Annotated in this window: 32 protein-coding genes; 9 read left to right on the top strand and 23 right to left on the bottom strand. The window is 53.3% G+C overall.

Features of this window, described 5'->3' with window-relative positions; genetic code table 11:
• The gene (locus tag RW65_RS19445; protein WP_039058485.1) at nucleotides 1–495 is read left to right on the top strand and encodes a very short patch repair endonuclease; all 495 of its coding nucleotides are present in this window, start codon (nucleotides 1–3) and stop codon (nucleotides 493–495) included.
• On the opposite strand, the gene yedA is transcribed toward RW65_RS19445, so the two are convergent.
• Nucleotides 470–1,381, bottom strand: coding sequence for a drug/metabolite exporter YedA (gene yedA / locus RW65_RS19440; RefSeq protein WP_039058484.1), 912 nt, complete (start codon nucleotides 1,379–1,381; stop codon nucleotides 470–472). The genes RW65_RS19445 and yedA overlap by 26 nt on opposite strands.
• 176 nt (nucleotides 1,382–1,557) lie before the next feature.
• Here yedA and RW65_RS19435 point away from each other — a divergent pair, with 176 nt between their 5' ends.
• The 3 genes from RW65_RS19435 to dgcQ all read left to right on the top strand — a co-directional run bounded on the left by RW65_RS19435 (nucleotide 1,558) and on the right by dgcQ (nucleotide 4,522).
• Nucleotides 1,558–2,469 (top strand): DUF808 domain-containing protein, encoded by a 912-nt coding sequence (locus RW65_RS19435; RefSeq protein ID WP_039058483.1) that lies wholly within the window; start codon nucleotides 1,558–1,560, stop codon nucleotides 2,467–2,469.
• Between the two features lie 79 nt (nucleotides 2,470–2,548).
• Entirely contained in the window at nucleotides 2,549–2,731 is a 183-nt protein-coding gene (locus RW65_RS19430) for a YodC family protein (protein ID WP_039058482.1), read from the top strand.
• A gap of 93 nt (nucleotides 2,732–2,824) precedes the next feature.
• Nucleotides 2,825–4,522, top strand: coding sequence for a cellulose biosynthesis regulator diguanylate cyclase DgcQ (gene dgcQ / locus RW65_RS19425; protein WP_039058481.1), 1,698 nt, complete (start codon nucleotides 2,825–2,827; stop codon nucleotides 4,520–4,522).
• On the opposite strand, the gene RW65_RS19420 is transcribed toward dgcQ, so the two are convergent.
• Nucleotides 4,486–5,316 carry a mannosyl-3-phosphoglycerate phosphatase-related protein gene (locus RW65_RS19420; RefSeq protein WP_039058480.1) on the bottom strand — a complete coding sequence of 277 codons (831 nt, stop codon included), beginning with the start codon at nucleotides 5,314–5,316 and terminating at the stop codon, nucleotides 4,486–4,488. The two genes, dgcQ and RW65_RS19420, sit on opposite strands and share 37 nt — an antisense overlap.
• Nucleotides 5,317–5,537: 221 nt before the next feature.
• Entirely contained in the window at nucleotides 5,538–5,768 is a 231-nt protein-coding gene (yodD, locus tag RW65_RS19415) for a YodD family peroxide/acid resistance protein (RefSeq protein WP_039058479.1), read from the bottom strand.
• Nucleotides 5,769–5,895: 127 nt separating this feature from the next.
• Here yodD and dsrB point away from each other — a divergent pair, with 127 nt between their 5' ends.
• Nucleotides 5,896–6,084: a protein DsrB gene (gene dsrB, locus RW65_RS19410; RefSeq protein WP_039058477.1), complete on the top strand. Its 189-nt coding sequence runs from the start codon at nucleotides 5,896–5,898 to the stop codon at nucleotides 6,082–6,084.
• 41 nt (nucleotides 6,085–6,125) lie between these two features.
• Here dsrB and rcsA read toward each other — a convergent pair whose 3' ends face one another.
• The 14 genes from rcsA to fliF form a co-directional block, all read right to left on the bottom strand.
• On the bottom strand, nucleotides 6,126–6,749 hold the full coding sequence (rcsA, locus tag RW65_RS19405; RefSeq protein WP_039058475.1) for a transcriptional regulator RcsA: 624 nt from the start codon (nucleotides 6,747–6,749) through the stop codon (nucleotides 6,126–6,128).
• 274 nt (nucleotides 6,750–7,023) lie between these two features.
• Nucleotides 7,024–7,821 carry a flagellar biosynthetic protein FliR gene (gene fliR / locus RW65_RS19400; RefSeq protein ID WP_039058474.1) on the bottom strand — a complete coding sequence of 266 codons (798 nt, stop codon included), beginning with the start codon at nucleotides 7,819–7,821 and terminating at the stop codon, nucleotides 7,024–7,026.
• A gap of 8 nt (nucleotides 7,822–7,829) precedes the next feature.
• Entirely contained in the window at nucleotides 7,830–8,099 is a 270-nt protein-coding gene (fliQ, locus tag RW65_RS19395) for a flagellar biosynthesis protein FliQ (RefSeq protein WP_039058473.1), read from the bottom strand.
• Between the two features lie 9 nt (nucleotides 8,100–8,108).
• Nucleotides 8,109–8,846: a flagellar type III secretion system pore protein FliP gene (gene fliP / locus RW65_RS19390; RefSeq protein WP_039058472.1), complete on the bottom strand. Its 738-nt coding sequence runs from the start codon at nucleotides 8,844–8,846 to the stop codon at nucleotides 8,109–8,111.
• A complete protein-coding gene (gene fliO / locus RW65_RS19385) occupies nucleotides 8,846–9,220 on the bottom strand; it encodes a flagellar biosynthetic protein FliO (protein WP_039058471.1) in 375 nt (124 codons plus the stop codon). Before fliO ends, fliP begins: the two co-directional genes overlap by 1 nt.
• A gap of 7 nt (nucleotides 9,221–9,227) precedes the next feature.
• Nucleotides 9,228–9,647 (bottom strand): flagellar motor switch protein FliN, encoded by a 420-nt coding sequence (gene fliN, locus RW65_RS19380; RefSeq protein WP_039058470.1) that lies wholly within the window; start codon nucleotides 9,645–9,647, stop codon nucleotides 9,228–9,230.
• Nucleotides 9,644–10,648, bottom strand: coding sequence for a flagellar motor switch protein FliM (fliM, locus tag RW65_RS19375; RefSeq protein ID WP_039058469.1), 1,005 nt, complete (start codon nucleotides 10,646–10,648; stop codon nucleotides 9,644–9,646). Before fliM ends, fliN begins: the two co-directional genes overlap by 4 nt.
• Nucleotides 10,649–10,652: 4 nt before the next feature.
• Nucleotides 10,653–11,120, bottom strand: a complete 468-nt coding sequence (fliL, locus tag RW65_RS19370) for a flagellar basal body-associated protein FliL (RefSeq protein ID WP_039058468.1) — start codon at nucleotides 11,118–11,120, stop codon at nucleotides 10,653–10,655.
• A gap of 102 nt (nucleotides 11,121–11,222) precedes the next feature.
• Nucleotides 11,223–12,494, bottom strand: a complete 1,272-nt coding sequence (gene fliK / locus RW65_RS19365; protein WP_039058467.1) for a flagellar hook length control protein FliK — start codon at nucleotides 12,492–12,494, stop codon at nucleotides 11,223–11,225.
• Nucleotides 12,491–12,934 carry a flagellar export protein FliJ gene (gene fliJ / locus RW65_RS19360; RefSeq protein ID WP_039058466.1) on the bottom strand — a complete coding sequence of 148 codons (444 nt, stop codon included), beginning with the start codon at nucleotides 12,932–12,934 and terminating at the stop codon, nucleotides 12,491–12,493. Before fliJ ends, fliK begins: the two co-directional genes overlap by 4 nt.
• A 19-nt stretch (nucleotides 12,935–12,953) precedes the next feature.
• Nucleotides 12,954–14,324, bottom strand: coding sequence for a flagellar protein export ATPase FliI (gene fliI / locus RW65_RS19355; RefSeq protein WP_039058465.1), 1,371 nt, complete (start codon nucleotides 14,322–14,324; stop codon nucleotides 12,954–12,956).
• A complete protein-coding gene (gene fliH / locus RW65_RS19350) occupies nucleotides 14,324–15,037 on the bottom strand; it encodes a flagellar assembly protein FliH (RefSeq protein WP_039058464.1) in 714 nt (237 codons plus the stop codon). Before fliH ends, fliI begins: the two co-directional genes overlap by 1 nt.
• Complete coding sequence (gene fliG, locus RW65_RS19345) at nucleotides 15,030–16,028, bottom strand: flagellar motor switch protein FliG (RefSeq protein ID WP_039058463.1); 999 nt, start codon at nucleotides 16,026–16,028, stop codon at nucleotides 15,030–15,032. The genes fliH and fliG overlap by 8 nt, the downstream gene beginning before the upstream one ends.
• Entirely contained in the window at nucleotides 16,018–17,718 is a 1,701-nt protein-coding gene (fliF, locus tag RW65_RS19340; protein WP_039058462.1) for a flagellar basal-body MS-ring/collar protein FliF, read from the bottom strand. The genes fliG and fliF overlap by 11 nt, the downstream gene beginning before the upstream one ends.
• 225 nt (nucleotides 17,719–17,943) lie before the next feature.
• On the opposite strand from fliF, the gene fliE reads away from it, so the two are divergent.
• Together fliE and RW65_RS19330 are read left to right on the top strand one after the other, a co-directional pair.
• Nucleotides 17,944–18,255: a flagellar hook-basal body complex protein FliE gene (fliE, locus tag RW65_RS19335; RefSeq protein ID WP_039058461.1), complete on the top strand. Its 312-nt coding sequence runs from the start codon at nucleotides 17,944–17,946 to the stop codon at nucleotides 18,253–18,255.
• Nucleotides 18,256–18,559: 304 nt separating this feature from the next.
• Entirely contained in the window at nucleotides 18,560–19,471 is a 912-nt protein-coding gene (locus tag RW65_RS19330) for a diguanylate cyclase (RefSeq protein WP_039058459.1), read from the top strand.
• Between the two features lie 53 nt (nucleotides 19,472–19,524).
• Here RW65_RS19330 and yedF read toward each other — a convergent pair whose 3' ends face one another.
• Nucleotides 19,525–19,755 carry a sulfurtransferase-like selenium metabolism protein YedF gene (gene yedF / locus RW65_RS19325; RefSeq protein WP_039058458.1) on the bottom strand — a complete coding sequence of 77 codons (231 nt, stop codon included), beginning with the start codon at nucleotides 19,753–19,755 and terminating at the stop codon, nucleotides 19,525–19,527.
• Nucleotides 19,752–20,960, bottom strand: coding sequence for a selenium metabolism membrane protein YedE/FdhT (gene yedE / locus RW65_RS19320; RefSeq protein WP_039058457.1), 1,209 nt, complete (start codon nucleotides 20,958–20,960; stop codon nucleotides 19,752–19,754). Before yedE ends, yedF begins: the two co-directional genes overlap by 4 nt.
• 192 nt (nucleotides 20,961–21,152) lie before the next feature.
• Between yedE and yedD the strand changes: the two genes are divergently transcribed.
• Nucleotides 21,153–21,563: a lipoprotein YedD gene (yedD, locus tag RW65_RS19315; protein WP_039058456.1), complete on the top strand. Its 411-nt coding sequence runs from the start codon at nucleotides 21,153–21,155 to the stop codon at nucleotides 21,561–21,563.
• A 36-nt stretch (nucleotides 21,564–21,599) separates the two neighbouring features.
• Here the strand turns inward: yedD and amyA are convergent, their stop codons facing one another.
• The 4 genes from amyA to fliD all read right to left on the bottom strand — a co-directional run bounded on the left by amyA (nucleotide 21,600) and on the right by fliD (nucleotide 25,475).
• Nucleotides 21,600–23,087: an alpha-amylase gene (amyA, locus tag RW65_RS19310; RefSeq protein WP_039058455.1), complete on the bottom strand. Its 1,488-nt coding sequence runs from the start codon at nucleotides 23,085–23,087 to the stop codon at nucleotides 21,600–21,602.
• 177 nt (nucleotides 23,088–23,264) lie between these two features.
• On the bottom strand, nucleotides 23,265–23,624 hold the full coding sequence (gene fliT / locus RW65_RS19305; protein WP_039058454.1) for a flagella biosynthesis regulatory protein FliT: 360 nt from the start codon (nucleotides 23,622–23,624) through the stop codon (nucleotides 23,265–23,267).
• Complete coding sequence (gene fliS / locus RW65_RS19300) at nucleotides 23,624–24,034, bottom strand: flagellar export chaperone FliS (protein WP_039058453.1); 411 nt, start codon at nucleotides 24,032–24,034, stop codon at nucleotides 23,624–23,626. The genes fliT and fliS overlap by 1 nt, the downstream gene beginning before the upstream one ends.
• A 22-nt stretch (nucleotides 24,035–24,056) precedes the next feature.
• On the bottom strand, nucleotides 24,057–25,475 hold the full coding sequence (gene fliD, locus RW65_RS19295; protein ID WP_039058452.1) for a flagellar filament capping protein FliD: 1,419 nt from the start codon (nucleotides 25,473–25,475) through the stop codon (nucleotides 24,057–24,059).
• Between the two features lie 243 nt (nucleotides 25,476–25,718).
• Between fliD and RW65_RS19290 the strand changes: the two genes are divergently transcribed.
• Nucleotides 25,719–26,621, top strand: a complete 903-nt coding sequence (locus RW65_RS19290; protein ID WP_039058451.1) for a flagellin N-terminal helical domain-containing protein — start codon at nucleotides 25,719–25,721, stop codon at nucleotides 26,619–26,621.
• Nucleotides 26,622–26,623: the final 2 nt, after the last annotated feature.

Here is a 26,623-nt window from a genome sequence, read left to right as displayed (position 1 = left end):
ATGGCCGATGTCCATGATAAAGCTACCCGCAGCAAGAATATGCGCGCTATCGCCACCCGCGATACGGCGATAGAAAAGCGGCTTGCCGCCTGCTTAACCTCCCTGGAACTTGATTTTCGTGTACAGGATGCCGCTTTGCCGGGGCGGCCTGATTTTGTGCTCGACGACTATCGCTGCGTGATCTTCACTCACGGCTGTTTCTGGCATCATCACGATTGTTATCTGTTCAAAGTGCCGGCCACGCGCACGGATTTCTGGCTGGAGAAGATTGGCAAAAATGTGCAGCGCGACGCGCGCGATACGGCGCTATTGCTGGAACAGGGCTGGCGGGTTTTGATTGTCTGGGAATGCGCGTTGCGCGGGCGCTTAAAGCTGAGTGAGGCGGCGCTGTGCGAGCGGCTGGAAGAGTGGATCTGCGAAGGGCAACAGACTGCGCAGATCGACACTCAAGGGATTCATGCCGGGACGGTTACTTCTTCACATCACAAGGCGTAACCATCGGGCGCGCCGGAAGTAAATATTTGCCCAGCGTCACCAGCACCACCGCCATAATGATGATGCCCAGCGCCAGCCACTCCACGGATGAGAGATGTTCCCCGCCAAAGCCGGTACCGAGCAGCACGGCGACAACAGGGTTAACGTAAGCGTAGCTGGTTGCCACCGCCGGGGAAACGTTGCGTATCAGGTACATATAGGCATTAATAGCGATAATTGAGCCAAACAGCGCCAGATAACCGACGGCCAAAAAGCCGGAAAGCGGCGGTACCGCATGCAAACGTTCTCCGCTGAGTGCCGAGGCGATCAGCAGCACAATCCCTGCGGCCAGCATTTCAATCGCTCCGGCCATCATGCCCGATGGCAATTCAATTCTCCCGCCATACACCGAGCCAAACGCCCAGCTTAAGGAACCCACCAGAATCAACAGTGCGCCCCACGGATTGCCGCTTAAGTTACCGCCGCTATTAAGTAAAATAATTCCCGCAAGGCCGATAGCGATACCCAGCCACTCAAGTTTTCGCGTCTTAATGCCGAAAAAGTAACTGAAGCACAAGGTAAACAGCGGCACGGTAGCCACCACCACGGCAGCGATGCCCGAAGGGACATTTTGGTGCTCGGCGACGGTTACAAAACCGTTGCCCACCGCCAGCAGCAGCACGCCAATCAGCGCGGCGTTAAGCAGCGGGCGCAGCGGCGGAAGCTTATGGCCGGTGAGAAGCAACACGCCGATCAGAATGACCCCGGCGGATAAGAAACGCGTACCCGCCATCATAAACGGCGGCCAACTCTCAACCCCAATACGAATAACAAAGTACGTGGAACCCCAAATTACATACAGCGCGAAAAGCGCGCCAATAAGCGGTAATGACTGCCTGAAACGCATAACCCACCACAGCAAAAGATAATGTGCTTATAGTAAACGTGAAAACTATTGGCCTGGCGAGTGGTTAATTGCGTAATAAGTGTTAAATTTTTGTTGACTCAAAGAGGTGATTTTCGTCGAAGACTTTTTCACTCATACTGTCTAGCGTTACACCATACATTTATAAGGAAGATATTTTGGCAGGAAGTAGTTTATTAACCTTACTCGATGATATTGCCACGCTGCTGGATGATATTTCAGTGATGGGCAAACTGGCGGCGAAGAAGACCGCCGGAGTGCTGGGTGACGATCTATCTCTCAATGCCCAGCAGGTAACGGGCGTTCGCGCTAACCGTGAACTGCCGGTGGTGTGGAGCGTGGCGCGCGGTTCACTGCTCAATAAGGTGATCCTCGTCCCGCTGGCGCTGCTGATCAGCGCCTTTATTCCGTGGGCTATTACGCCGTTGTTAATGGTGGGCGGCGCGTTTTTATGCTTTGAAGGGGTAGAGAAAGTGCTGCACACCTTCGAAGCACGCAAGCATAAAGAGAGCCCCGAAGCGCGCCAGCAGAGGCTGGAAGCGCTGGCGGCGGAGGATCCGCAGCAGTTCGAGAAAGACAAAATCAAAGGTGCCGTACGCACGGATTTTATTCTTTCTGCCGAGATTGTGGCTATTACGTTGGGGATTGTGGCCGACGCGCCTTTGCTCAATCAGGTACTGATTCTGTCGGGCATCGCATTGGTGGTAACCATCGGTGTTTACGGGCTGGTGGGCATTATCGTTAAGCTCGATGATATGGGTTACTGGCTGGCGGAGAAAAAGAGCGCGCTGGCGCAAGGGCTGGGAAAAGTGCTGCTTTTCGCCGCGCCCTGGCTGATGAAGATCCTCTCGGTTGTCGGTACGTTGGCCATGTTTCTGGTCGGCGGCGGTATTGTGGTGCATGGCATCGCGCCGTTACACCACGCCATCGAACATTTCGCCGCCAGCCAGCCTGCGCTGGTGCAAGCGCTGACGCCGATGGTGGCAAACCTGGTACTGGGCTTTTTGATTGGCACCGTGGTCGTTCTCTTCATGAAAGGAGTGGAACGTTTACGTGGCGGTGAAAAATAAAATCTCACGCTGTGGATTACGCAAACTGCAATAACTTCGTCTAAGGTGAGAAAGTTTCGCCCTGATACCGGAGGCAACAATGGTCTTTTTGGTCAGCGATGAAGTGCAGAGTAAAAAGGGTGGTCCGCTCATGATTGTTACCGGATATGCCAGCGGTATGGTTGAGTGCCGATGGTATGACGGTTACGGCGTCAAACGGGAAGCCTTTCGTGAAGATGAACTTAAGCCTGGCGACAGGCGGCGGATTCACGAAGAAGCATAACCATCGAAACGCCCGGCATTGCTGGGCGTTTTTATTGCCGGGTCGATCGTGGGTGGGGCGAAATAGTATTAGTCAGCATATCCGGGAGCCCCTGTGCGGCAGAATCGTGTCGTAAAACAGCCCAGGTCGTTAAAACAGCTCCAGCGCTTTTTTATTCCGGCTCGGGTGGTGAACCTTTGCTTCGTGATAGTGCTAGCCTGCTCTACGCTCCTGACCTGGCGGGAAGTGATTGTCCTGCAGGGTGCCTACGTCAGTAGCCAGCGTAGCGCGCTGGAAAACGTCAGTAATGCGCTGGATATGCACATCCAGGTCGGTGTCGACCGGTTACTCTTCTTGCGAAACGGTATGCAGGCGGCGTTACAAACTCCGCTGGGATTTGCCGTGTTAAACACGGTGCAAACCGCTTTCGATCAGAAACGTGCGTTACCCTACTGGCAGATTGGGCTGGATAACAACCGGACGCTGCCGATTTATGGCGTTTCTGACAGGTTAGTCGAACAGAGTGAACTGCTGAACCGCGACGATAGCCGAATCCATAATGAGCTCTCTGCGGCGATGGAGCTGGGTTACTTATTCCGCCTCTCTTATGACAACTCAATGCTGCCGCGTCAGGCATGGTATCTCTCCCGCGCGGGCTTTTTCCTCTCTACGCGCGATGTTAAACGTGAGCAGGACATTATCACGACCTACTATCGTTTGTTAGCGCGGCCCTGGTTTAGCGGCCAACAGCAGAAGGAAAATCGCGCGCGCGGCGTACGCTGGTTCACCATCGTAAATAACCCGGAAAGTGATAGTTATGTTGCTGCCAGCGTGCCGCTTGATTATCAACAGTACTGGTACGGCGTGCTGGCGATGAGCTTTCCGGTTAGCACTATCAAACCGCTGCTGATCACCACCAGGCAGCAGCAGGACGGCGGCGAATACCTGCTCTACGATAACCACTTCAACCTGTTGACCAGTACGCAGCCGCTGCAGATAGCCAGCAGGGCGTTAGACAGTGCGCAGCGGGCAAAGCTGCAGGCCAAAATGGCGCAACAGCCTGCCGGTGGCATCAACCTGGGAACCCGCTATGTAAGCTGGCAAAAGCTTCACTATTTTGGCGGCACCCTGCTGCGTATTCACGCCTTGCCCGAAGGTATCGCCGGGGATTTTGGCCGCATCAGCATCGCCTTGTCGCTACTGTGGCTGCTGTTTACCGGCATGGTGCTCTTTTCCTGGGTGATTATCCGTAGGATGGTCAACAACCTTTATACCATGCAGCACACGCTGCAGTGGCAGGCCTGGTTCGACCCGCTGACGCGCCTCTATAACCGGGGATCGTTTTTTGATCAGGCGAAGCGGTTATCGGAAGACGCACGGGTCAATAAACAGCCTTTCGCGGTCATTCAGCTCGATCTGGACCATTTCAAAAGCGTCAACGACAGATTCGGGCACCAGGCGGGTGATTTGGTGTTATCCCATGCCGCCGGGATTATTAGCAATAGCATCGGTGCGCAAGATGTCGCCGGGCGGGTGGGCGGAGAAGAGTTTTGTATTTTGCTGCCGGGAAGTACCCTGGAGCAGGCAAGACTCGTTGCCGAGAATATCCGTGAACGGATTGGCACGAAAGAGATCCTGATTCACAAACGTACAACGTTACGTATCACCGTTTCCCTCGGCGTAAGCGATGTAGAAGAATGTAATAACTACGCTTTTGAGCATCTGCAATCCGTTGCAGACAGGCGTTTATATAGGGCTAAAAATGAAGGTCGCAATCAGGTCTGTTCCGGCGATGAGGTGGCAAACAGGTGATCCATGCCTTCGCGCCAGCCGGCCGCGCCTTCCTGCTGCGTATGGTACACCCGCGCGGGAGAATCCTGGCGTAACGGTACGCCCTGGCGGTTAAGCCCTTTCACCACCACCGCATAGTCAACATTGTCGAGTAACGGCCCATCATTTGGGCCGTCCCCCAGCCCAATTGTGGTGGCGCGTTTTCCCGTATAATGGCGATATTGCCGCGCAAGCCAGTTGAGGGCCTGATCTTTCCCACCTTGCTCATCCAGCACGTGCCAAAAGCGCGCGCCCTGCACAATACGCAGCCCCAACTGTGTGAGTGCGTCCTCAAGGCCAGCCATATTTTCATCGCTATCGCGCCAGATCAGCGTTTCCGATGCTTCCTGCAGCTTCGCAAGGCTCGCTTGCGCAGGCGTAAGACCCGTTAGCTCTGCCAGCACGTGCTCATCCAGCTCTGAAAATGTCGTCATTTTCCAGCCGTGTTTTTTACGCAATTGGGTTAATACGCGGGAAATTTCTGCATGGGGCGAACCGGTAATAATTCTTGGGTAATCTTCGTGATCGTGCCAGCGTTCGTCCAGCTGGATCACCGCGCCGTTTTCAGCAATAAATGGCAGCCCTTGCAGCTGCAGCATATTTTGCAGCGCAATCATTTCTGCAGCGGTTTTGCTGCTACACAGGATCAGCGGAATCTTCTGCTGGCGCAAGCGCGCAAGCCACTCGGCTGCGGGTTGCCAGTCGCCGGTGTGGCTATCCAGCAGCGTGCCCTCAACATCGGTAAAGACCAGTAACGGGTCGCCCAGGCTCGGCATAATGAGCTCCTTTTACGTTATGAGTCGGAAGACTTTTGTCGCGCATTGTATGCAATGGAATACACATGCATATGCTAATTCATTGATATATAAATAGTTGTTGTCATAACGGGAGTTTATCGATAGAGTTGTGCCCACATCGGATTTCCCTGGTGTACGAATTTTAAGTGCTTCTTGCATAAGCAAGTTTATCCCGGTCGCTTCTGCGGCCGGGATATTTTTCAGCGATTCGCCTCGGTAATGCTGAAGTCATGAACATCTAGTTCAAAGGCTTCTGCCAGTTCCCGCCAGGTATGATATTCCCGACCATCCACGCTTACGCGCTCTCCCTCTTCATCGTCGATACGCTGCACATTGCTTTCGCTGATTTCGTTAATCGCCGCCAGCAGGGCATCCACATCAATATGTACGTCCCGTTTTGCGGTCTCGCTGTACTCTTTAACTGTTTTCACGCCGTCACCTCCATTATCAATGCTCACTTCAGTATAGCCGGTAGAAAAAATAGTCAGCTAAACGCCGGCACGCTGTCAGGGCGACGGTTTTGTTCTACACTGGCGTAAATGGGAGAGGAGAGTATTTATGAAGGTTAACGATCGGGTCACGGTCAAAACGGACGGGGGTCCACGCCGTCCGGGTGTGGTATTGGCAATCGAGACGTTTAATGAAGGTACAATGTATCTGGTATCGCTGGAAGACTACCCCCTCGGGATATGGTTCTTTAATGAAAAAGGCCATCCGGACGGGGTTTTTGTCGAGCTTGCAGATTAAATTTCGCCCTCCGGATGGAGGGTGAATAATAAAAAAAACAATTAACGCATATTAACAAATATACCGCTGGTAACATTATCTGTTAGCCGCACTACATGATATATAACCTGCTTATTGTGCGTTTTGATTTTCCTTTTAATATTACCCTTATGTGAGGATACCGTTTTTGCTTTGATATTCATTTGATCGGAGATTTGTATCGTATCCTGTCCTGACATCCACATTTTCAGCATGCTCGACTCGGTGCGGCTTAGTGAAAGAGTAGGGATGTTAATGCCCTCAACGCTTTTTTTCTCTTTGAAAAGGCAATCTCCCAGAATATTATCCAGCGACTCAGGCTTAATTGACTTAGAACTTATCAATAAGTTTTTGCGCACCAGAAGGTATTCATCAAAATGGATATTAGCGATAGCCATAAATACAATAAATAGTGTACGGGGATGCTGATTAATGACTTGCTTAATGTGTTGACTGCTGCTTGGGTCATGTATAAAGCAGTCCTCATTAATAAACACCACGGATGGCTGGAGTGTTGCGCAAGCTGATTGAAGTTCGTCAACGGTCTGTATGTCGTTGATATCCCTCTTTTTAACCCCCCGACCTGTCAGATACCCGGTCAATCCCAACCGTGTATAACTGCATAAATCCATAATAATCGTTGACATGGCATACCCTCACTCAATGCGTAACGATAATTCACCATCGCCCGGAAGCTTCATAAGCCATACAGGAAAACTGATATTACTGAAGCACTACGGAAACCTCAGGCGAACCCACTATCCCGTAAAGTTAGGTATAATTTGCCAGGAATCATCTTAAAGTAAAGTAAATGTTGCGTTCTGTGAGGCGGCTAAAAACAAATAAACCGCGCCATATATATGATGGGCGATGTTTTATGAATTTAACTTTAGGATTATCCTCAGGATGGAATTATCTGAGTCAAGGATGGGTATTTTGTGGCAGCTCGCTGACGATATCGGCTAACAGATTGAATATCTCGCTAAATAATCGCTCACAATAGGGAGCAATCAGCGGCATCATCGCCGCCATCAATAGGATCCCCACGCTCAAGGTAACGGGAAAACCGATAACAAAGACCGACAACTGCGGTGCCATGCGGTTGAGCAAACCGAGTGAGAGGTTGATGGTCAGCAGCAGGGTGATAACGGGTAACGCCAGCATCAAACCATTCAGGAAGATCATTCCCGCCGCCTGCGTCAGCGCCAGATAAGCATGGCTGTTAACCGGATTACCGCCAATCGGCAGGGTATGGAAGGTATCGACCAGCATGGAGATCAGCCATAAATGCCCGTTGAACGTCAGGAACAACAGCAGCGCCAGCATATCAAGAATGCGCGCCAGCACCGGCATATTTAAGTGGCTCGTCGGGTCGACAAAGGTGGCGAAAGAGAGGCCCATTTGCAGGCCAATTAGCTCGCCGGCGGTGCGAATGGTGGCAAAGGCGAACTGCATCGTAAAGCCCAGCGCGACGCCAATCAGGATTTGCTGCATCGCCAGCCACAGCGCCGCCGGGGCGAAAACCGGCACATCGGGTGTCGGTGGAAGCGTAGGGGCAATGACGATAGTGATAACGATCCCGAGTCCCACTTTTATCCGACGCGGAATACGCGATTCGCTAAGGATGGGCGCGGTCATAATCAGCGCCATCACGCGCAGCAGTGGCCAGAAATAGAGACTGATCCAATGCAGCCACTGGTCGCTGGTGACGTTCAGCATAGGCCGATTTATCCGATGATGTAAGGGATGTTGTTGAACAAGGTGCGCATGTAATCAAGCAGCAAATTCAACATCCACGGTCCGGCAACCACGATAGTCACAAAGACGGCGATGACTTTCGGGATAAAGGAGAGCGTCATTTCGTTGATCTGCGTCGCTGCCTGCAAAATACTGATAATCAGACCGGTCACCAGCGCAACCAGCAGCAGCGGAGCTGCAAGGGCGAGGGCGACTTTCATCGCCTCGGTGCCCATCATCATGACCGATTCAGGTGACATTGCTTACTCCTAACTGTAAAAGCTTTGCGCAAGCGAGCCAACGAGCAGCTGCCAGCCATCTACCAGCACAAACAGCATCAGTTTGAACGGCAGGGCAATCGTTGCCGGCGGCACCATCATCATCCCGAGCGCCATCAGGACGCTGGCGATCACCAGGTCGATAATCAGGAACGGAATAAAAATCGTAAAGCCAATCTGGAACGCCGTTTTCAGCTCGCTGGTGACATACGCGGGCAGCAGAATGCGCATTGAAACCGCTTCCGGCCCCTGAATCGGCGGGCTGTTGGCAAGGCGGGCGAACAGCGCCAGGTCGGCTTCACGGGTCTGGCGCAGCATAAATTCACGCAGCGGTTGCGCACCGCGCTCCAGCGCCACATCCACGGAAATCTTACTTTCGCTAAACGGCTGATAGGCGTCGGTATAAATCTTATCGATAACCGGCGACATGATAAAAAAGGTCAAAAACAGCGCCAGCCCAAGCAGCACCTGGTTTGGCGGCGCAGAAGGGGTACCGAGCGCATTCCGCAGCAGGCCAAAGACAATGATGATGCGGGTAAAGCTGGTCATCATTAGCAGCATGGCGGGCAGGAAGGTGAGCGAAGTTATAAAGACCAGCGTTTGCACCGGTAAAGACCAGCTCTGGCCGCCACCGGCTATCGGTTGGCTAATCAGGCCCGGAAGCTGAGCAAAGGCCGCAGGGGCAACCAGCCATAAACCGGCCAGCGCAAAAGGGAACAAACGGCGCATCAGGATCTCCCGGAACGCTTAAGCAAATTCTTCATCACGGACTGAAAGTCCACATTATTCTCGTTCACGACTTCATTTTCAGCGGGTGCGGGAGGCAGTTTGTGCAGCAGATTGATGTGGGTGGGCGTCACGCCCAGCACCAGTCGTGCATCTTCAACATCCACAATAACGACCCGTTCACGCGGGCCGACCGTGGTGCTGGCGCTCACTTTTAAGCCCCGGGCGCTGGCGGTTTTGCCGCCGAGGCCAAAGCGTTTGGCGAGCCACGCGATGATAAGGATCACCGCGATCATGCCCATCAGCGCGCCGCTGACCTGCAGTAGCGGCGAACCGGTAACGGCGGACGGTTGGGATACCGTAGCCTGTGTTTTCATAGTCGTCTCAGCGGCTCAAACGGCGCATACGTTCGGAAGGAGTGATAATGTCGGTAATACGTACACCATATTTATCCGCCACTACCACAACTTCACCCTGCGCAATCAGATAGCCGTTAATCAGGATATCCAGCGGTTCGCCCGCCAACCCGTCAAGGGCCACCACGGAACCCTGGGTCAAACGCAGCAGTTCTTTAATCGTCATGCGCGTACGGCCCAGTTCTACGGTCAGCTTAACCGGGATATCCATAATCAGATCGATATCCTGCAGCGTGCCGCTCACATCACCACCGCCAAGCTGCTGGAACACGGCGTCAGCCGCGGTTTTCGGGCTGCTGGTAGTGGTTTTTTGTTCGCTCAACGCGTCAGCCCACAGATCGTCCAGTGCTCCGGTGTTCTCATCGGACGGATTGTTCATATCACTCATTTGGGCTGTTCCTCATTCAGCGAATTCAAAATCGGGTTTATCAAGTGCTCTACACGTAACGCATATTGACCGTTGACCGTGCCGTACTGGCTCGTTAACACCGGTACGCCATCCACATGAGCGATAATGCGATCGGGTTTATCAATCGGCAGCACATCACCGGGTTGCAGCTTAAGTATCTGCGACAGGCGCAGGGGAATATCGCCGAAATTGGCAATCAAATTCAGCTCAGAGTGCTGAACCTGGCGCACCAGGTTGTCACGCCAGTTCTGGTCCTCGTTGCGGGAGTTCTCCAGCGGCGGGTTAACCAGCACTTCGCGCAGCGGCTCGATCATGCTGAACGGCAGACAGATATTAAACTCACCCGTCAGGTTACCGATTTCCACATGGAACGGCGTATTGACCACGATATCGTTCGGCGAGGTCGTAATATTAGTAAACTTAACCTGCATTTCCGAACGTACATACTCCACGTCCAGCGGGTGAATTGCTTTCCACGCGTCACTATAGGCTTCAAGGGCCAGTTTTAGCATGCGGTTAATGACGCGCTGCTCAGTGTGCGTAAACTCACGGCCTTCCACTTTGGTTGGAAAACGACCATCGCCACCGAACAGGTTATCCACTGCGATAAACACCAGGCTTGGCGAAAAGACGAACAAGCCGGTACCGCGCAACGGTTTCAGGTGGATCAAGTTAAGGTTGGTCGGAACCGGTAAGTTACGTGCAAATTCGTGATAGGGCTGAATGCGGATCGCGCCAACGGTGATATCCGGGCTACGACGCAGCAGGTTAAACAACCCCATACGGAACTGACGCGCAAAACGTTCGTTGATAATCTCCAGCGCTTGCAGGCGCTCACGCACCACGCGGCGCTGGGTATTCGGGTCATAGGGACGAATATCGTTATCGCCGGCTTTGCCCGTCTGCGGATCATCGCTGGTATCGCTGTCTCCGTTGAGCAGCGCATCGATTTCGGCCTGAGAAAGAATGCTATCGCCCATGTCTTTACCGCAAAATGAAAGCTGTATAAAGAACGTCAGTGACTTCCTGCTTCGGCTGTCCTGGCACTAACGGCGTGGCGATTGTCTCTTTAATCGCGTTAGCAAGATTTTGCTTGCCCTCGTTCGTTGCAAGCTGCGCGGCGTCCTGACGTGAGAACAGTAGCAGCAAGCGGCTACGCACTTCCGGCAGGTATTCACTCAGTCGGGCACGCGTCGCGTCGTCTTTCAAACGCAGCGAGATACCGATGTATAACACGCGGTCAGCATCGCCCAGGTTCACGGTAAACGTGTCGAGTGCGAAAAATACCGGCGCTGGCGGAGGCGGCGCTTCCACTTTCGCGTTCGCTGCAGGTTTCTGTTGCATACGCCAGTAACTATAGCCAGCGGTGGCGCATGCCGCGAGTGTAATTAACACCAGCAGCGGGATCCAGATTGTGCGCTTACGTTTTTTGGTAATAGCGGAGTCAGTCATCTGATACGGCTTCCTGTTAATACTGCTTATGCGATGATTATCCCGTGTCCTGCTCCCGTCAAAGGGTGGAAAAGACGGAGATAATCATGCTACCTCTGGCGTTTAGGCAAAGATGTCGACGGCGCCGTTGCCACGAGCCGCCGATTGCAGGCTTGCCGGGGTAACTAATGCTTCGCCATCATCCGCGCCAAAAAGTTCGCCGGAAGCCGAACGAGAACCCTGCTGTTGCTGAGAAGACGCCTGCTGCTGTTGCTGCTGACCGGCAAAGGATTCGCTACTGATATTACTTTGACCAAGCTGAATACCGTTTTCCGCAAGGGAGGTGCGCAGCATCGGCAGCGCCGCTTCCAGCGCCTGGCGAACATGGCTGTGCGCCGATACCATCTGCAGCTGCGCCTGGTTATCTTCCAGCTTGATAGAAATTTGTACCTGGCCCAGATCTTCCGGATGCAGACGCAGCTCGGCGCTCTGCTGGCCCTGACGGGTAAACAGCGTTACGTGCTGGCTAATATTCTGCTGCCACTCGTGGCTACCAAGAGGCGCACTGATTACCGGTGCGGCGACCGGCGTGCTGGCCTGTGCAGCGCTGGCGGTAGTGGTTACCGGTGCGATGCTGGCGCTGGTATTGGTGGTTTGCAGCGCGTTATCGGCTTCTTTCTTCACTGGCTGTGACGAGGGGGCGAGAGCCGCCGTCTGCTGTGAATCATCCGTTAGCTTAAACGGCGCGGTATCGACGGTGGTGCCGGCTTTCGCACCGCTGCGCGGAAGATCGGCGTCTGTCGTCATATCTTTGCTATTCAGCGCGCGGTTAGCCGCCGCCGCCACATCAATACCCTTCGCGGTGGTCGGTTGTGCGCTGGCGGTGTTGAGCTGTGCGGCTTGTTGATGCGGTAGCATCGCCATCAGCGCGCTTAAACCGGCGAGGTCATCCTCGCGCACGTCGGTTTTTTCTTCGCTGTTACGCCCGCTCGCCGATTTGCTTAACGCAGCGAGGAGATCGGTTTTCGCCGCAGGCGTCAGGCCGGAAAAGAGCTTTTGCATATCGGCATCGCTTTCTGCGGTGGTCAACAGATCGCTTTTCGCGCTCTGACGAGCCAGCAGATCCGCCAGCTTCTGCGCCGGGGTTTGTGCGTGCGTATCTTCACCCGTTGCGACCGTCGCCGCAAGATTGCCTTTACCGAGCTTACCGCTCAGGGCTGCCGCTTGCAGGTCAGCCAGCGTCACGGGAACGTCGCTCTCTTGCCCCTGCATACCGGTCATTGCGCCCGTCAGCAGGGCGAGGAAATCTTGAGCAGCATCCGCGCCGCCTTTGCCGGTTTGTGCGCCGGTGGTGGTATCGGATTCTGTCATTAACAATTTGGACAAGTTGATCATTCTGTTTTCCTCAGGGACGCGCGCTGGGCAAATTCATCCATTTTTTTCTGATCGAGACGGTTTTCCGCAAGTAACGTCGCGGCGCTTTGTCGGTCCTGCAAGGTCTGCCAGGCCTGTAAGCGTTGTTTCTTTTCGCGCCAGCAGCCCAGCGCACTATCGACCCGCTCATTCCACTGCGTCAGCTGCAGACGATGCTGCTCAATGGCTTTTTCAAGGGTCTGGATAAACTGCTGATAATTCTGCCAGCGTTGATTATCAATCCCCTGGCACATGGTGTTATTCAGGCTGCTGCGATACTCATGCTGATAATCAATCAGCATTTTTAATTGCTCTTCCGCTTGCTGGCAGCCACGACGCATTTCGCCTAATTTCAGGGCCGCGTCGTCTACTTCTTTCTCTGCCAAATCCTTTAGCGTCGTTAATGCGCTGCTCTGCGTCATAAGTCAGCTCTCCACTACCTTAAACTGTCGGGAAGATCAGCTCTAATGCCTGCATTGAATCTTCCCACCCGGCACGTTCAAAAATGCCCTGTTGCAGGAAAGCTTCCAGCTGCGGCCACAATGCGATGGCTTTATCCAGCATCGGGTCGCTACCGCGCGCATACGCGCCTACGCTTACCAAATCGCGGTTACGTTGGAAGCTCGACAGCAACTGCTTAAAGTTCCGGACGCGTGCGTAATGTTGTTCCGTAATTAACGCTGTCATCGCGCGGCTAATAGAGGCTTCAATGTCAATGGCCGGATAGTGGCCCGCTTCCGCCAGACGGCGGGATAAGACAATGTGGCCATCGAGGATAGCGCGCGCGGAGTCAGCAATAGGATCCTGCTGGTCATCCCCTTCGGTCAGTACGGTATAAAAAGCGGTAATCGAGCCGCCGCCGTGAATACCGTTGCCCGCACGTTCTACCAGCGCCGGTAATTTGGCGAAGACAGAAGGGGGATAACCTTTGGTCGCTGGCGGTTCACCAATGGCCAGCGCAATTTCACGCTGCGCCATGGCATAACGCGTCAGGGAGTCCATGATCAGAAGCACATGCTGACCGCGGTCGCGGAAATCTTCAGCAATGCGCGTGGCGTAGGCAGCGCCCTGCATACGCAATAAAGGAGAAACATCCGCCGGGGCGGCGATCACCACCGAGCGTGCACGGCCTTCTGGCCCAAGGATGTTTTCAATAAAATCTTTAACTTCGCGGCCACGTTCGCCAATCAGACCCACAACAATCACGTCGGCCTGGGTGTAACGGGCCATCATGCCTAACAGCACGCTTTTACCGACGCCGGAACCGGCGAACAACCCCATACGCTGCCCGCGACCAACGGTCAGCAGGGCGTTAATGGCGCGCACGCCGGTATCAAGCACATGCTCAATTGCCGTACGCTGCAGGGGGTTGAACGGTTGTGTTACCAGCGCGCCGGTTTCAAGGGTATCCGGTGCCGGCAGACCGTCGAGGGGTTTACCGCCGCCGTCAAGTACGCGGCCAAGTAGAGCAGGGCCGAGGGGCAGCTGTTTACCGCTTTGTAAACCGTCACCCAATACGCTGCGGGCATATACGCGCGCGCCGGGCAAAATACCTTCGACTTCTTCCAGCGGCATCAGGAACAGGCGCTGGCCGTTGAAGCCCACAACTTCACATTCGACTTCGCGCGTTTCGACACCGTCCTGACGCTCAATAATACAGGTCGCGCCCAGCGGCAGCTGCAGGCCCGTGGCTTCCAGCACCAGCCCGGTTGCGCGGGTCAGTCGGCCGTAACGGCGAACGGAAGGCAGCTGCGCCATCTTGACTTCAAAGTTATCCAGCGTCGTGAGCCAGCGGGTCAAACGTGCGGTCATTAAATTACTCCCGGCGCCGCCAGACGGCACAGTTCCTGCCAGCGCGTTGCTACGCTGGCATCAAGATCGCCTTCATCGGCGGACACTTTGCAACCGCCCGGATGCAGGGTCGGATCGCCACGTAAACGCCAGCCGTGCAGGTTCAGGGTTGCGCCCAGCACCTCTTCCACGCGCTGCAAATCGTCGGGATGTACGCGCAGCTGCGGTTTACCGCTGAACAGCGGCTCCTGCTGGATTAACAACTGGATCTGTTTAATCAGCGCACCGTTATCCAGTACCGGAATCTGACCGAGCACCTGGCGCGCGGCTTCCAGCGCCATCTGCATCAGGCGTGAGGCAATCACGCTGTCCAGCGCATCCAGCGTGTACTGGAATTCGCTGACCAACTGCTGCATGCGGGCATGCAGCGGAGCCTGCTGTTGACGGGCCTGGTTGAGACCATCTTCACGCCCCTGCGCCAGGCCTTCCTGGTAACCGACGTCATGGCCCGCTTTACGGCCTTCCGCCAGACCGGCGTTATAACCGGCTTCATGGGCCTGCATCTGGATTTGCGCCAGCTGTTGCTGCAGTTTCTGCTCTTGCGAAACCTCGTCCTCTTCCTCGCCCGCGTCCGTTACCGGTATCTCTTTGCTCAGCAGGGGAGCGAACTCGGCGGCCAGCGGCATCGCCAGGTCGTCCGGCTTCCAGATTTTCCACGGCAAATCATTAGACATAGGTATCCTCGCCGCTGCCAATTACCATCTCGCCGGATTCCGCCAGACGGCGAACGATGAGCAGGATAGCTTTCTGTTCGTTTTCCACCTGCGACAGACGCACCGGTCCACGGTTGGCCAGATCGTCGCGCAGGATATCTGCCGCACGCTGCGACATGTTGCGCAGGAATTTCTCGCGCAATGGCGGCTCGGAGCCTTTGAGGGCAACCAGCAGGGATTCGGAATCCACTTCCTGCAGCAGGCGCTGGATACTGCGGTCGTCCACATCCACCAGGTTCTCGAAGAGGAACATTTCGTCGATAATTTTCTGCGCCAGCTCGCCGTCGAACTCGCGAACGGCGGTAATAACGGCCTCTTCCTGCTGGGTTTTCATCAGGTTGATGATTTCCGCCGCGGTTCTCACGCCGCCCATTTTGCTGCGCTTGAGGTTGGTACCGTCGAGCAGGTTGTTCAGCACTTCCGTCAGCTCCGCCAGTGCGGCAGGCTGTACGCCGCCGAAGGTGGCAATACGCAGCATCACATCGTGGCGCATACGTTCGTCAAACAGCGCAAGGATATCCGCCGCCTGAGAACGTTTAAGGTGCACAAGGATAGTGGCAATGATCTGTGGGTGCTCGTCGCGAATAAGGTCGGCGGCACTCTGCGGCTCCATAAAGTTGAGTGTTTCGATGCCGCTGGTGGTATCGCGCGTTTCGAGAATATCTTCCAGCAGGCTCGAGGCACGCTCTTCGCCGAGGGCTTTCACCAGCACCGAACGCAGGTAGTCGTTGGCGTTGATATTCAGCGCCGCGAACTGTTCCGCTTCGTTCTCGAACTCCTGCAATACGTCCATCAGCTGCTTATTGGAAATCTGACGTACGCTGGCCATCGCGGTACTCAAATGCTGGACTTCGCGAGCGGAGAGGTGCTTGAACACCTCCGCCGCGCGGTCTTCGCCAATGGTCATCAGCAGAATGACGCTTTTGTCCGTTCCGGTAAGATTATTGCTCATGTTCGTTACTCATCCACTGGCGAATGACCAGCGCCACGACGCGCGGATCGTTATCTGACATTTCGCGAATACGCTGGCTCATTACCTCAGCACTCAGGCGCTGGTTATTACGACGCTGAGTTTGCTGCTCGTCTTTACTGAGGCGAACTTCCACGGACTCTTCAACTTCTGCCTGCACCTGTGCGGCTTCCTGGGCAGCTTTCGCTTCTTCCTGACGGCGTACCATCTGCGGACGAACCGCTTTACGCCACAGCAGCCACGCCACGATAAGTACCAGTAACCAGCGGCCTGCGGAGATTAACTGTTCGATAAACGCTTGCTGCTGCCAGAAGGGGAGTTGACCGCCCACTTCATCCGTTGCGTTAAACGGCGAGTTAACAACGTTCAGGGTATCACCGCGTTTTTCGGTGTAGCCCATCGCTTCGCGGGTCAAATCTTCAATCTGTTTAATCTGGTCCGCCGTCAGTGCGGCAGTTTTACCACCCGCAAGGGTTTTATAGTTGACCACTACCGCAACAGACAGGCGCTCGATATCGCCAATGTTCATCTTGGTATGGCGAATCGTACGGTCAACTTCGTAGTTATTGGTTTCATTATGCGTGGTGTTACGCGGGCCGCTGCTGGCGGTAGCCGTACCGGCACTCTGCTGACCTTGCGCATTCTGGTTCTGTTGACCGTTCTGTTGACCGTTCTGCTGAGTCGTAATCGGCGCGGAGTTCGCCGGAGCAGGCTGATTCGACAGCGCACCCGGGACACCGCCAGGATTTTGGCCGCCAATCTGCTCGCTGCTATTTACCTGACGTGAACGCAGAACTGCCTGTGACGGGTCGCCGCCGTTCGGTGTGTATTGCTCTTCCGTCTGCTCTTTATTAGCAAAATCGAGCTGGGCGGTAACCTGAGCGTGAACATTGCCGTTACCGACAATCGGACCGAGGATAGCTTCAATGCGACGCTGGATACGGCCTTCAACATCGGCGGTATATTTCAGCTGCGCGTCGTTAAGATCGCGACCGGCAGCACCGGACTGGGTTAACAGACGACCGCTCTGATCGACGACCGTCACATTACCCGGCGGCAAACCTGCAACGGCGCTTGATACCAGATGCACCACGGCGCTGATCTGGCCGTCATCCAGCGCGCGTCCCGGCTGTAAATTAACGGTTACCGAGGCGGAAGGCGCTTTCTGTTCACGCACAAACAGCGACGGTTTAGGCATTGCCAGATGAACACGCGCGCCTTTTACCGGACCGAGCGCTTCAATGGTACGCGCCAGTTCGCCTTCCAGGGCGCGCTGGTAGTTAACCTGCTCGCTGAACTGGCTGATGCCGAACTTTTCCTGATCCAGCAGCTCAAAGCCCACGGCGCCGCCTTTCGGCAGACCCTGTTGGGCGAGACGCAGGCGCAGCTCCTGAACTTTTTCTGCAGGCACTTCAATTGCGCCGCTTCCATCAGCAAAGCGGTACGGAACGTTCATCTGCGTCAATTGCGTGACGATAGCGCCACCATCTTGATCGGACAGGTTGCTGTAGAGCGTGCGATAGTCCGGGCTTTTGGCCCACAGTACCATCGCAACGACAATGGCAACCGCTGCTGCAGCGGCCACCATTAAAGGAATTTTGGGGTTCGCGCGTAAGCGGTTAAGCCACTCAAGAGATTTATTCTGCGGTGCAGTTGTTGCAGTCGCACTCATTGCGCACCTCGTAACTCTGGGTGGATGTTGTTATTTGAGTTGAAAAACAAAACAGACTCCCGGGTCGGCAAACTCGACAAATGTCCATTAACTGGCAATGCCATTATTTGATGAAAAGGAATTTTCTATGCCTCAAATAACCTGGTTTTTTATCGCTATTTACCGCCATTATCCGATTGACAAGCTGTTAACCTTGTCAGGTATCAAACCATCCGGGGATTTACCATGGCTATACAGGGCATTGAAAGCGTCGTCAGTCAGCTGCAGGCCACTGCAGGGATTGCGCGCAATCAGAGCATTGAGAGTGAACCGTCTATCAGCTTTGCCGGGCAACTGCACGCCGCGCTGGACAGAATCAGCGACACGCAAAACTCAGCGCGCGTTCAGGCAGAGAAATTTACGCTCGGCGAGCCGGGCGTAGCGCTAAATGATGTGATGACCGATTTGCAGAAATCATCGATCTCACTGCAAATGGGCGTTCAGGTACGTAACAAACTGGTAGCCGCTTACCAGGACATTATGAACATGCAGGTTTAGTAAACCTGCTGCTGTACAAGCATATTTTTTTACCCACAATGGCAGGTGTCTCCGACCGGGGAAATCTGTCATTGGTTTTCATTTTTTTGCGGCATAAGTGATAACCATTTTTTCATTGAAAAAACTATGGCTTTTGAAATAATTTTACGCGTGCCTCGCAATTGATATTTTGGTTAGGAATCATCCTATCGTAAATATGTGGTAGGATATATCTTCTAAATCTTTCCATGAATTTATTTTTTTGACATAAGCATACAATTCATTTTCTACAATGCTGCGGGTTCAACGAAGCGGTGAAAATGCTATGATTCGCACTACTGAAGAGATTGATAGTATCGTGGCCGATCTTAACCGAGCCATTGAGGCGCACTATGACTGGTTAATTAACATGTTCGCTTGTGTCGTGAATAATAGTATTGAGCAAGCTGCAGATCTTAATGCATCCTCCCATCTTTTATGTCATATCGGTCAGTGGCTTGATGTTTATAAACCGGCCAATGAGGATGAATTAACTTACTTTAAATCTATAAATTCTACCCATGCCAATATGCATGAAAGTGGTCGTATATTGATGCAGGCCATTCATAATAAACACGTTAACATCGAACATTTCTCAGATTTTAAACATCATCTTGCGATATTTTCCTCTGGCGTTACCACGTACAAAACTTATCTGTTGAAGCTGCGCGGCGGGATTGATGTACTGACCGGCTTGCCCGGGCGCAGATTGCTTGATGAAACCTACACCCGAAAAATGGCAACCCACGCGGAACAAAACCTCTATTTGTTATTATTGGATATTGATCATTTTAAACAGGTGAATGATACCTATGGGCATTTAGTCGGGGATGACGTTTTACGCGAACTGGCGAAAAACTTACGGGGATGGTTGCATAAGGGGGACACAGTATTCCGTTTTGGTGGCGAAGAGTTCATTATTATTTTACATGCGCCATCAGATAACGAAGCCTGCCGAACTGCGCACCGTTTGTGTGACGTGATTGCAAGTCATCCTGTTCAGTGCGACGACAAGCAACTGCCTGTCACCGTCACCATCGGGATAACGCAAGCTCTGGCAAACGAACCTATCGATGTGGTTGAGAAAAGGGCTGACGCGGCAATGTACCGGGGAAAACAGAGCGGGCGTAATCGCTGTATGTTTATGGATGCCAGCGGTCAGATTAACGGTATTAATCCAGTGACACCTGCTTATTAATCGGATCTTCCTGCCCCGGGCATGAGAGTGGAATGCCCGGGGCGGGGCATCTATTACTTCTGTATCAAATAACGGATCGTTGGGCCATCCTGTTGAATATCCAGTACCGTATAGCCGTGATTGCGGGCATCCAGCGGAATATTATTAATGGATTGTGGGCAGTCGCTGATCACTTCCAGAATCTCACCTTTTTGTAATTGCGGCATCGCTTCCAGGGTTGCCACCGCCGGGTAAGGGCAGGGCTCGCCGCTCATATCAAGACGGTAATCGGGCACGATATTCATGCTGTCTCCTTAACGGACGTAGAGAGGCTTGCGCGGCGGAAAAAACGTTTTTCCCAGGCGACAACAAACAGGAAGGCGGCCAGCAGGAGCAAATACGTGACCAGCAGACCGCCGAGGGGACCAAAGGTTTTCAGCAGGTTGATTTTGTCCCAATTGGTGGCAAGCGCAGGGGAGATATCGTCCCAGAAATAAGCCAGGATCGTTGAACCAATAACGTTGCCAAGCCCGACATACCAGTAGTGCACCTGGCCTTCTACGGCACGGTACATCCAGCCGGTTTCGCATCCGCCCGCCAGCACAATACCAAAGCCGAACAGCAGGCCGCCAATTACTGCATTCGGGCCCGCCCACATGATTTTCGCTTCCATCCCCAACTGAACATAGCTAAAGATGCCGATAGCGCTGGCCGCCATACCGAAAATAATCGCTTTCGCCATCATTGTGCGCCCGGTGATCCACATATCGCGAAACGCGGAGGTAAAGCAGATTTGCGCCCGCTCAATCAGCAGACCAAAACCGACGCCGAACAGCATTGCCAGCCCCAGTTTCGGCTGGTTCATCGCCGTCAGCAGCCCCCAGCCGATCATGCCGACGAAAATCAGCATACCAATGCGAAAGCGGCGTTTCGCCTGATCGGCATTTTGCGTTAGCGGTGAAGCGGCGGAGACTTTCTGCATTTTGACCGGAATGCGAAACAGCGGCAGCAGCGTGAAGCGCGCGCCAAACCAGGAGCCAATGGCGGTAGCAATGGCGAAAAACCACGCGTGTAGCGAGAACTGTGGAATGCCGGTGAAAAATGCGGCGAGATTACAACCCATTGCCAGACGCGCACCAAAACCGGCAATCATCCCGCCGACAATCGCCTGTGCGATGCGGATACGGCTATGGGGCAGTCGCAGTTTAACGTTATTGGCCCACAGCGCGGCGGCGAAACAGCCGCCAAACATACCGATGATCATCATCCCGTCAATGCGGGTCAGGGGGGTGCCGTCGAGGTGAATCAGTTTGAAGTAGCCCCACTCTTCGGTATGCACGCCCGCCAGCTGCAATAGCTGACCGCCCCAGCGGGTAAATTCGCCGGTGACCGCCCAGAAGGTGCCGGTAATACCAAAATAGTAGGTAGAGAGAATGCCCGCAGCGATAACGGCCGGGACAGGAGACCAGAACTTTATCAAAAAGTGGTCTTTGAAGTGTTGCCATGACATAGAAACAAGCCTCTGAACTCAGAAGGAACGGGTAATGCAAAAGAACCCGGATAATACACGTACGAGAGGACTTCCTAATGTAAAAAAGGTGAAAAACCTGGTGTAGATCAAAGTTGTTCGCGCGAGGGGAAAGGGTGGCGATGAAAATGCTTTAATGCCACAATATTTTTTTCTTCGCGAGCAGGATAAATAATGAAAAAGCGAGTGATTATTGGCGCGGCGATGCTGCTGAGCGGCTGCGTACAAGTGGATAATTATGATGCGGTAGTGAAACAACCCGCGCCGATGGGGCTGGCAGGTTACTGGCAATCAACCGGCCCGCAAAGCAGCCTGGTGAGCCCGGAAGCGATAGCCAGCCTGATTGTCACCCAACAGGGCGATACGCTGGATTGCCGCCAGTGGCAGCGCGTGATTGCCGTTCCGGGCAAATTGATGCGTGACGGGGATAAGCTCTATAACGTAACGCAAAAACGCGATGTCTATCGCCTTGAACGTGAAGGCAATACTATCGAGTTTGACGGCTTAACGCTGCAACGCGTGAATAAGCCCACCGTTGAATGTCAGGACGCACTGATGAAGGCCGGTTTGCACGTCACGAAATAAGCCAATCCGCCGGGCCCGTATTGCGCCCGGCACATTTCATATCACATTCTCAACCACCCACACGCTGACGCTGCCGCCATGGCAGAAAAAAATGCCTTCGCCTTGTTCATTGGTAGTAATGATTTCATCCCGATTACCGAGAAAATCCCGCCACTGTTTATTGGCATAATGACCGCCCAGCGTGATTCTCTTTTGCCCCTCGTCGCCGTTCGACATTACCACCACACAACCCGGCTCGGTTTCCGTGCCGCTGCGGCTAAAAGCAATACAGTTCGGGTGATCGAACCACAGCGTTTGTACGCCGTGGGCATAACGCTGGCGGGCAAGGATTAACAAATCGAGATGTTCAATCACCGGCATATCAACGTGGCAGGTTTCACCATCGGTGCCGGTATCGTCGTAGCTGGCGCCAAACAGATCCGGATAAAACACTGACGGAACACCATTTTCCCGCAGCAGAATCAACGCATAGGCCAGCGGTTTAAACCACGATTCAACCGGCGCTTCCAGCGCCTGTAAGGGCTGCGTATCATGGTTGGCCACCAGCGTCACTGCGTGAAATGGATCGGCTTCAACCAGCGTATCGTGAAAGATCTGGCGCATGTCATAGTGCCGGCCCTGCGTTGACGCCTCATGAAATTTTATCTGCAGCGGCGCGTCAAAGAGCATCGTTTTGCCCTCTACCTGATCGATATACTGCTTAAGTTTTTCGACTTCATGGGACCAGTATTCGGCGACAATAAACAGCGGCTTAGGCGCGACTTCCTGCACATGTTCAATCCACTCTTTATAAAACCAGGCTGGAATATGTTTTACTGCATCGAGGCGAAACCCGTCGCAGTGCGTTTGTTCCATCACCCAGCGCGCCCAGTATTTGATCTCTTCCGTCACCGCATGGTTACGAAAATCGATATTCGCCCCCATCAGATAGTCGAAATTGCCTAACTCGTCATCGACCTGATCGTTCCAGCCATCGCCGCTATAGTCATTTATGATCTTAAACACGCCGTTTTCGTTCGGCTCTTCAATATGATCAACGCCGCTGAAACACTTATAATCCCAGATAAACCGCGAATACTGGCCTGCGCGTGCGGGAAAGGTGAAGCGCGTCCAGGCGACACAGTCGAGAACCTGGTCATCAATTTGCGTGCGATCCTGCTCGTTGACCCGGTTTACCCGCAGGGTTTCTTTCTCATCGGCCCCCATTTTATGATTGACCACTACATCCAGCAGGACGGCGATATCATTTGCCTGTAGCGCATCAATTGCGCCGAGCAGCTGCGCTTTCTCACCATATTTTGTGGCGACAGAGCCTTGCTGATCGAACTCGCCTAAATCGAATAAATCGTAGCTGTCATAACCCACCGAGTCTGCACCGGCGGCACCTTTGCAGGGCGGCGGAAGCCAGACCATAGTGATGCCGATGTCCCGCAGCTCGCCCGCGCGTTCGCGCAGTTCCGGCCAGAGTGTGCCGCCAGCAGGGGAATACCAGTGAAACGTTTGCAACAGGGTGGGGTTATTCATCTTCCATGCTCCAGAATGAGAAGGTGGAAGTATGGCTGAGATTTAAGAACTGTGGGCTGCTTCGCAAAAACAAGCGCGCGCCAACGGTGAATTAACGAAATAAGTCAGAAGCAGAACAGTGAAAAGGTAAGGATAGCGGGTGATTCAGGATTGCTGCATCACCCGCCGGAGATGAGATTAAATCTCATTCGGGAAGAGAATATTTCCAGAAAGACGTCCATATGTCGAATTTATGTTGTGTTGTCGGGATGTCTGACCAACCAATGTCCGCAGCTCGTCCATTCGCCGGCTTAACAGTTCTTTGAGTGCAACTTCATTGTCCAGAATTTGTTTCAGCAGTGGGTGAATTTGCGCCTGCATACGAGGCGCCATTTCGCTGGTGTTCTGAAACTGTGTCAGTTTTTCAACTGTCGTAATGTACTGCACTTCATGCTCGATGAGTTCATCCCAACGCCCTTCCTTCGCGAGGTCGAGCATGGTGCAGCTGGTGACCAACAGCTGCTGATAGTGGTGGAGCAACCCGAAATTTGCTTCCATTAGTAAGTGTCCCGCGAATTTTGATGATTGGGTCCAATCTCTTTCCAGGCATCAGCAATGTTGTTGAGCAATGTTGAGACTTCATCAATGGCGGAGAGGTCATTGTGGAGATTAGCCTGTAAAAGACGTCGTGTCATATAGTCATAAAGACTATCAAGGTTTGCGGCGAGTTCACCTCCTGCTTCGTGGTCGAGACCGGCACGTAAGCCGTTAGTAATAATGTTAATCGCCTTCGAAAGCGCCTGTCCTTTACCAGGAATGTCTCCCTGCTCAATCAGGATCGCAGCCTTTTTCATGGCGCTTAACGCGCCATCAAAAAGCAGTACCACGAGTTGATGCGGGCTGGCGCTTAGGACGGCGCTTTCCACGCCGACCTGAGCATAAGCCTGAGTTCCCGATTTCGTATACATGTAAAACCTCAATTAACCGTAATTATCTCATCGCATTAAATTGCTGGGTCAAATAGCTACCTGTTGATTCCAGAGAGGAGACCAGCGAACTTAAACTTGTAAACTGCGCTTTGTAACGCGCCATGGTGGCGGTTATCTGATCGTTGACGCGATCGTATTGTTCAGACAGCTTTTTCAGCGTCTTGTTAATGCCATCGGTCGCACTCTTCACAGTCCCGTCAGAACCGAGGAAATCATCCAGCAGGTTGCTGGTCTGGGTAGCGAAACCGGTCGTTTTGCCATCGCCGGTCAGAAAAGCGACCACGTCAGCGCCTTTTTCCGTCAGCGCTTTGTCAAGCTTGGTGCTGTCGACGGACAGTTTACCTGTCACATCCTGCGTAATCCCCAACTGCGACAAAATGTTAAAGCTGCCGGTGCCGCTTTGAGAGCTGGAGAGCTGCGAGCGCAGACGGGTCTGAATATTACGCAATGTACCGTCACCTAGCAGATCGCCATTGCCGGTGTCCTGTGAAGTGCTACCTTGTTTTACAGCGGTATATTTGGTCTGGTTGCTGATGGTCGTTTGCAGGGAGTTATACGCATCCACAAAAGACTGTACCGCGGCGGCCATCGGCGCGTTATCTTTGGTGACGGCCAGGGTTTCCGGGCTGCCGCTGGTGGTTTTGCTCTTTAACGCCAGCGTCACACCTTCCGGCGCATCGGTAATAGTGTTGCTACTACGGGTGATGGCAATACCGTTAATCTTTAATTCGGCATCGGCTGCGGCAACCTGTTGCGTCATGGTGTTGCTGGTGCTGTTGGCATTACCTGAATCGTAACTGATATATTTTGCCAGCTCCGTATCATTGGTGGTAATGGTCATCGCGTTGGTGGTGCCGCTATCGCGCGAGGTCAGTGCCAGATAGTAACTGCTATCATCGGCTTTAATAATGCTGGCGGTTACGCTGCCGGCCTTAGCGTTAATCGCATCGCGAATATCCGTGAGGCTGGTCTTGTCATTCGCCAGCGTAACGGTCATCGGCGTTTTTTGACCCGGTTGAGCAATTGTAATGGTGCGTGAAGTCAGGCTGGTGTTGCCTAAATCGGTATCTTTACTTGCCACTTTCGGGCTCAGCAGAGACTGCGCCGCCGCCAGCGCATTGACTTCGACAGAGTAGGTGCCTGCCGTGGCGTTGTTGGCAAGGGTCGCGGAAAAAGCGGTATTAGTGCTGGAGACTTTGCTTGAGGCAATCGCTGAGGTATTTTTCAGCGCATTAGCTGCCGTTTGCAGTTTGGTCAAAGACGTTTGTACTATACCCCAGGCAGTGAGTTTTGCTTTATACGATGTCTGCTGAGAAGTAATAGGTGTTAGCCTTGTCGCTTCTGATGTCTCCAGGTTTGAATAGAGCGTACTAAGCGTACTACTCATGCTGGTGCCGGCTCCGATAGAACTAATAGTCATTTCTTTATCCCTCAGTTTTAGACAATCACTGTGTGGATTATCGGCAGCGACTGCGAAAAGATTAGAGGGATTTTTTAAAAACAATGGCCTAAAAAGGCTAATGAATAGAGGGCAGTTTGCGGCTTTAAAAAAGTTATTTTTTTTCTAAAGGTTGTCGGCGAGAGGTCGATAATCAGGTTAACGGTGAGAAAACCGTAGGCAGATGCCTGAATCTGATAACTTTATTACTGAAGGATAACTATCATGGCTGTTATTAATACTAACACCTTATCGCTGATGACCCAGAACAACCTGAGCAAATCTCAGTCTTCTCTGGGTACGTCTATTGAGCGTCTGTCTTCCGGTCTGCGTATCAACAGCGCCAAAGACGATGCTGCTGGCCAGGCGATTGCCAACCGCTTTACCTCTAACATCAATGGCCTGACCGTTGCTGCACGTAACGCTAACGACGGTATCTCTCTGGCGCAGACCGCTGAAGGTGCGCTGAGCGAAATCAACAACAACCTGCAGCGAGTGCGTGACCTGACCGTTCAGGCGCAGAACAGCTCTAACTCTGCAAGCGATATCGACTCCATCCAGGCTGAAGTTAACCAGCGTCTGGCCGAAATCGACCGCGTGAATTCACAGACTGACTTCAACGGCACCAAAATCCTGAAAAACACTGCGGCTAAAACCTTTGATTTCCAGGTCGGCTCCAAAGATGGTGAAACCATCAGTATCACCATGAACGACAGCTCTAAATGGAACCTGTACAATGCAACGGGTACGGCTGGTACAGGGAATGCTAACGTAGCTTCAGGTGATCGTAAGGTAACAGCGAGCGGTTTTGATGTCCTGACCCCAACAGGCACTTCAGGTACCCCGGTTGTAACCACAGGTGCGCTGTCCACTATCGATGATGCCATTAAAGCGGTAGATACTCAGCGCAGCCTGCTGGGTGCGTCTCAGAACCGTTTCGAATCCACCATCACCAACCTGAACAACACGGTGAACAACCTGTCTTCTGCCCGCAGCCGTATTCAGGATTCTGACTACGCCACGGAAGTGTCGAACATGTCGCGCTCGCAGATCCTGCAGCAGGCCGGTTCTTCCGTACTGGCCCAGGCCAACCAGGTTCCGCAGACCATGCTGTCCCTGCTGCGTTAATC

Source organism: Enterobacter sp. Bisph1 (genome assembly GCF_000814905.1).
GTDB lineage: Bacteria > Pseudomonadota > Gammaproteobacteria > Enterobacterales > Enterobacteriaceae > Kosakonia.
Note: the sequence above shows the minus strand (reverse complement) of the source record. Positions and strands in the feature narration are given on the sequence as shown.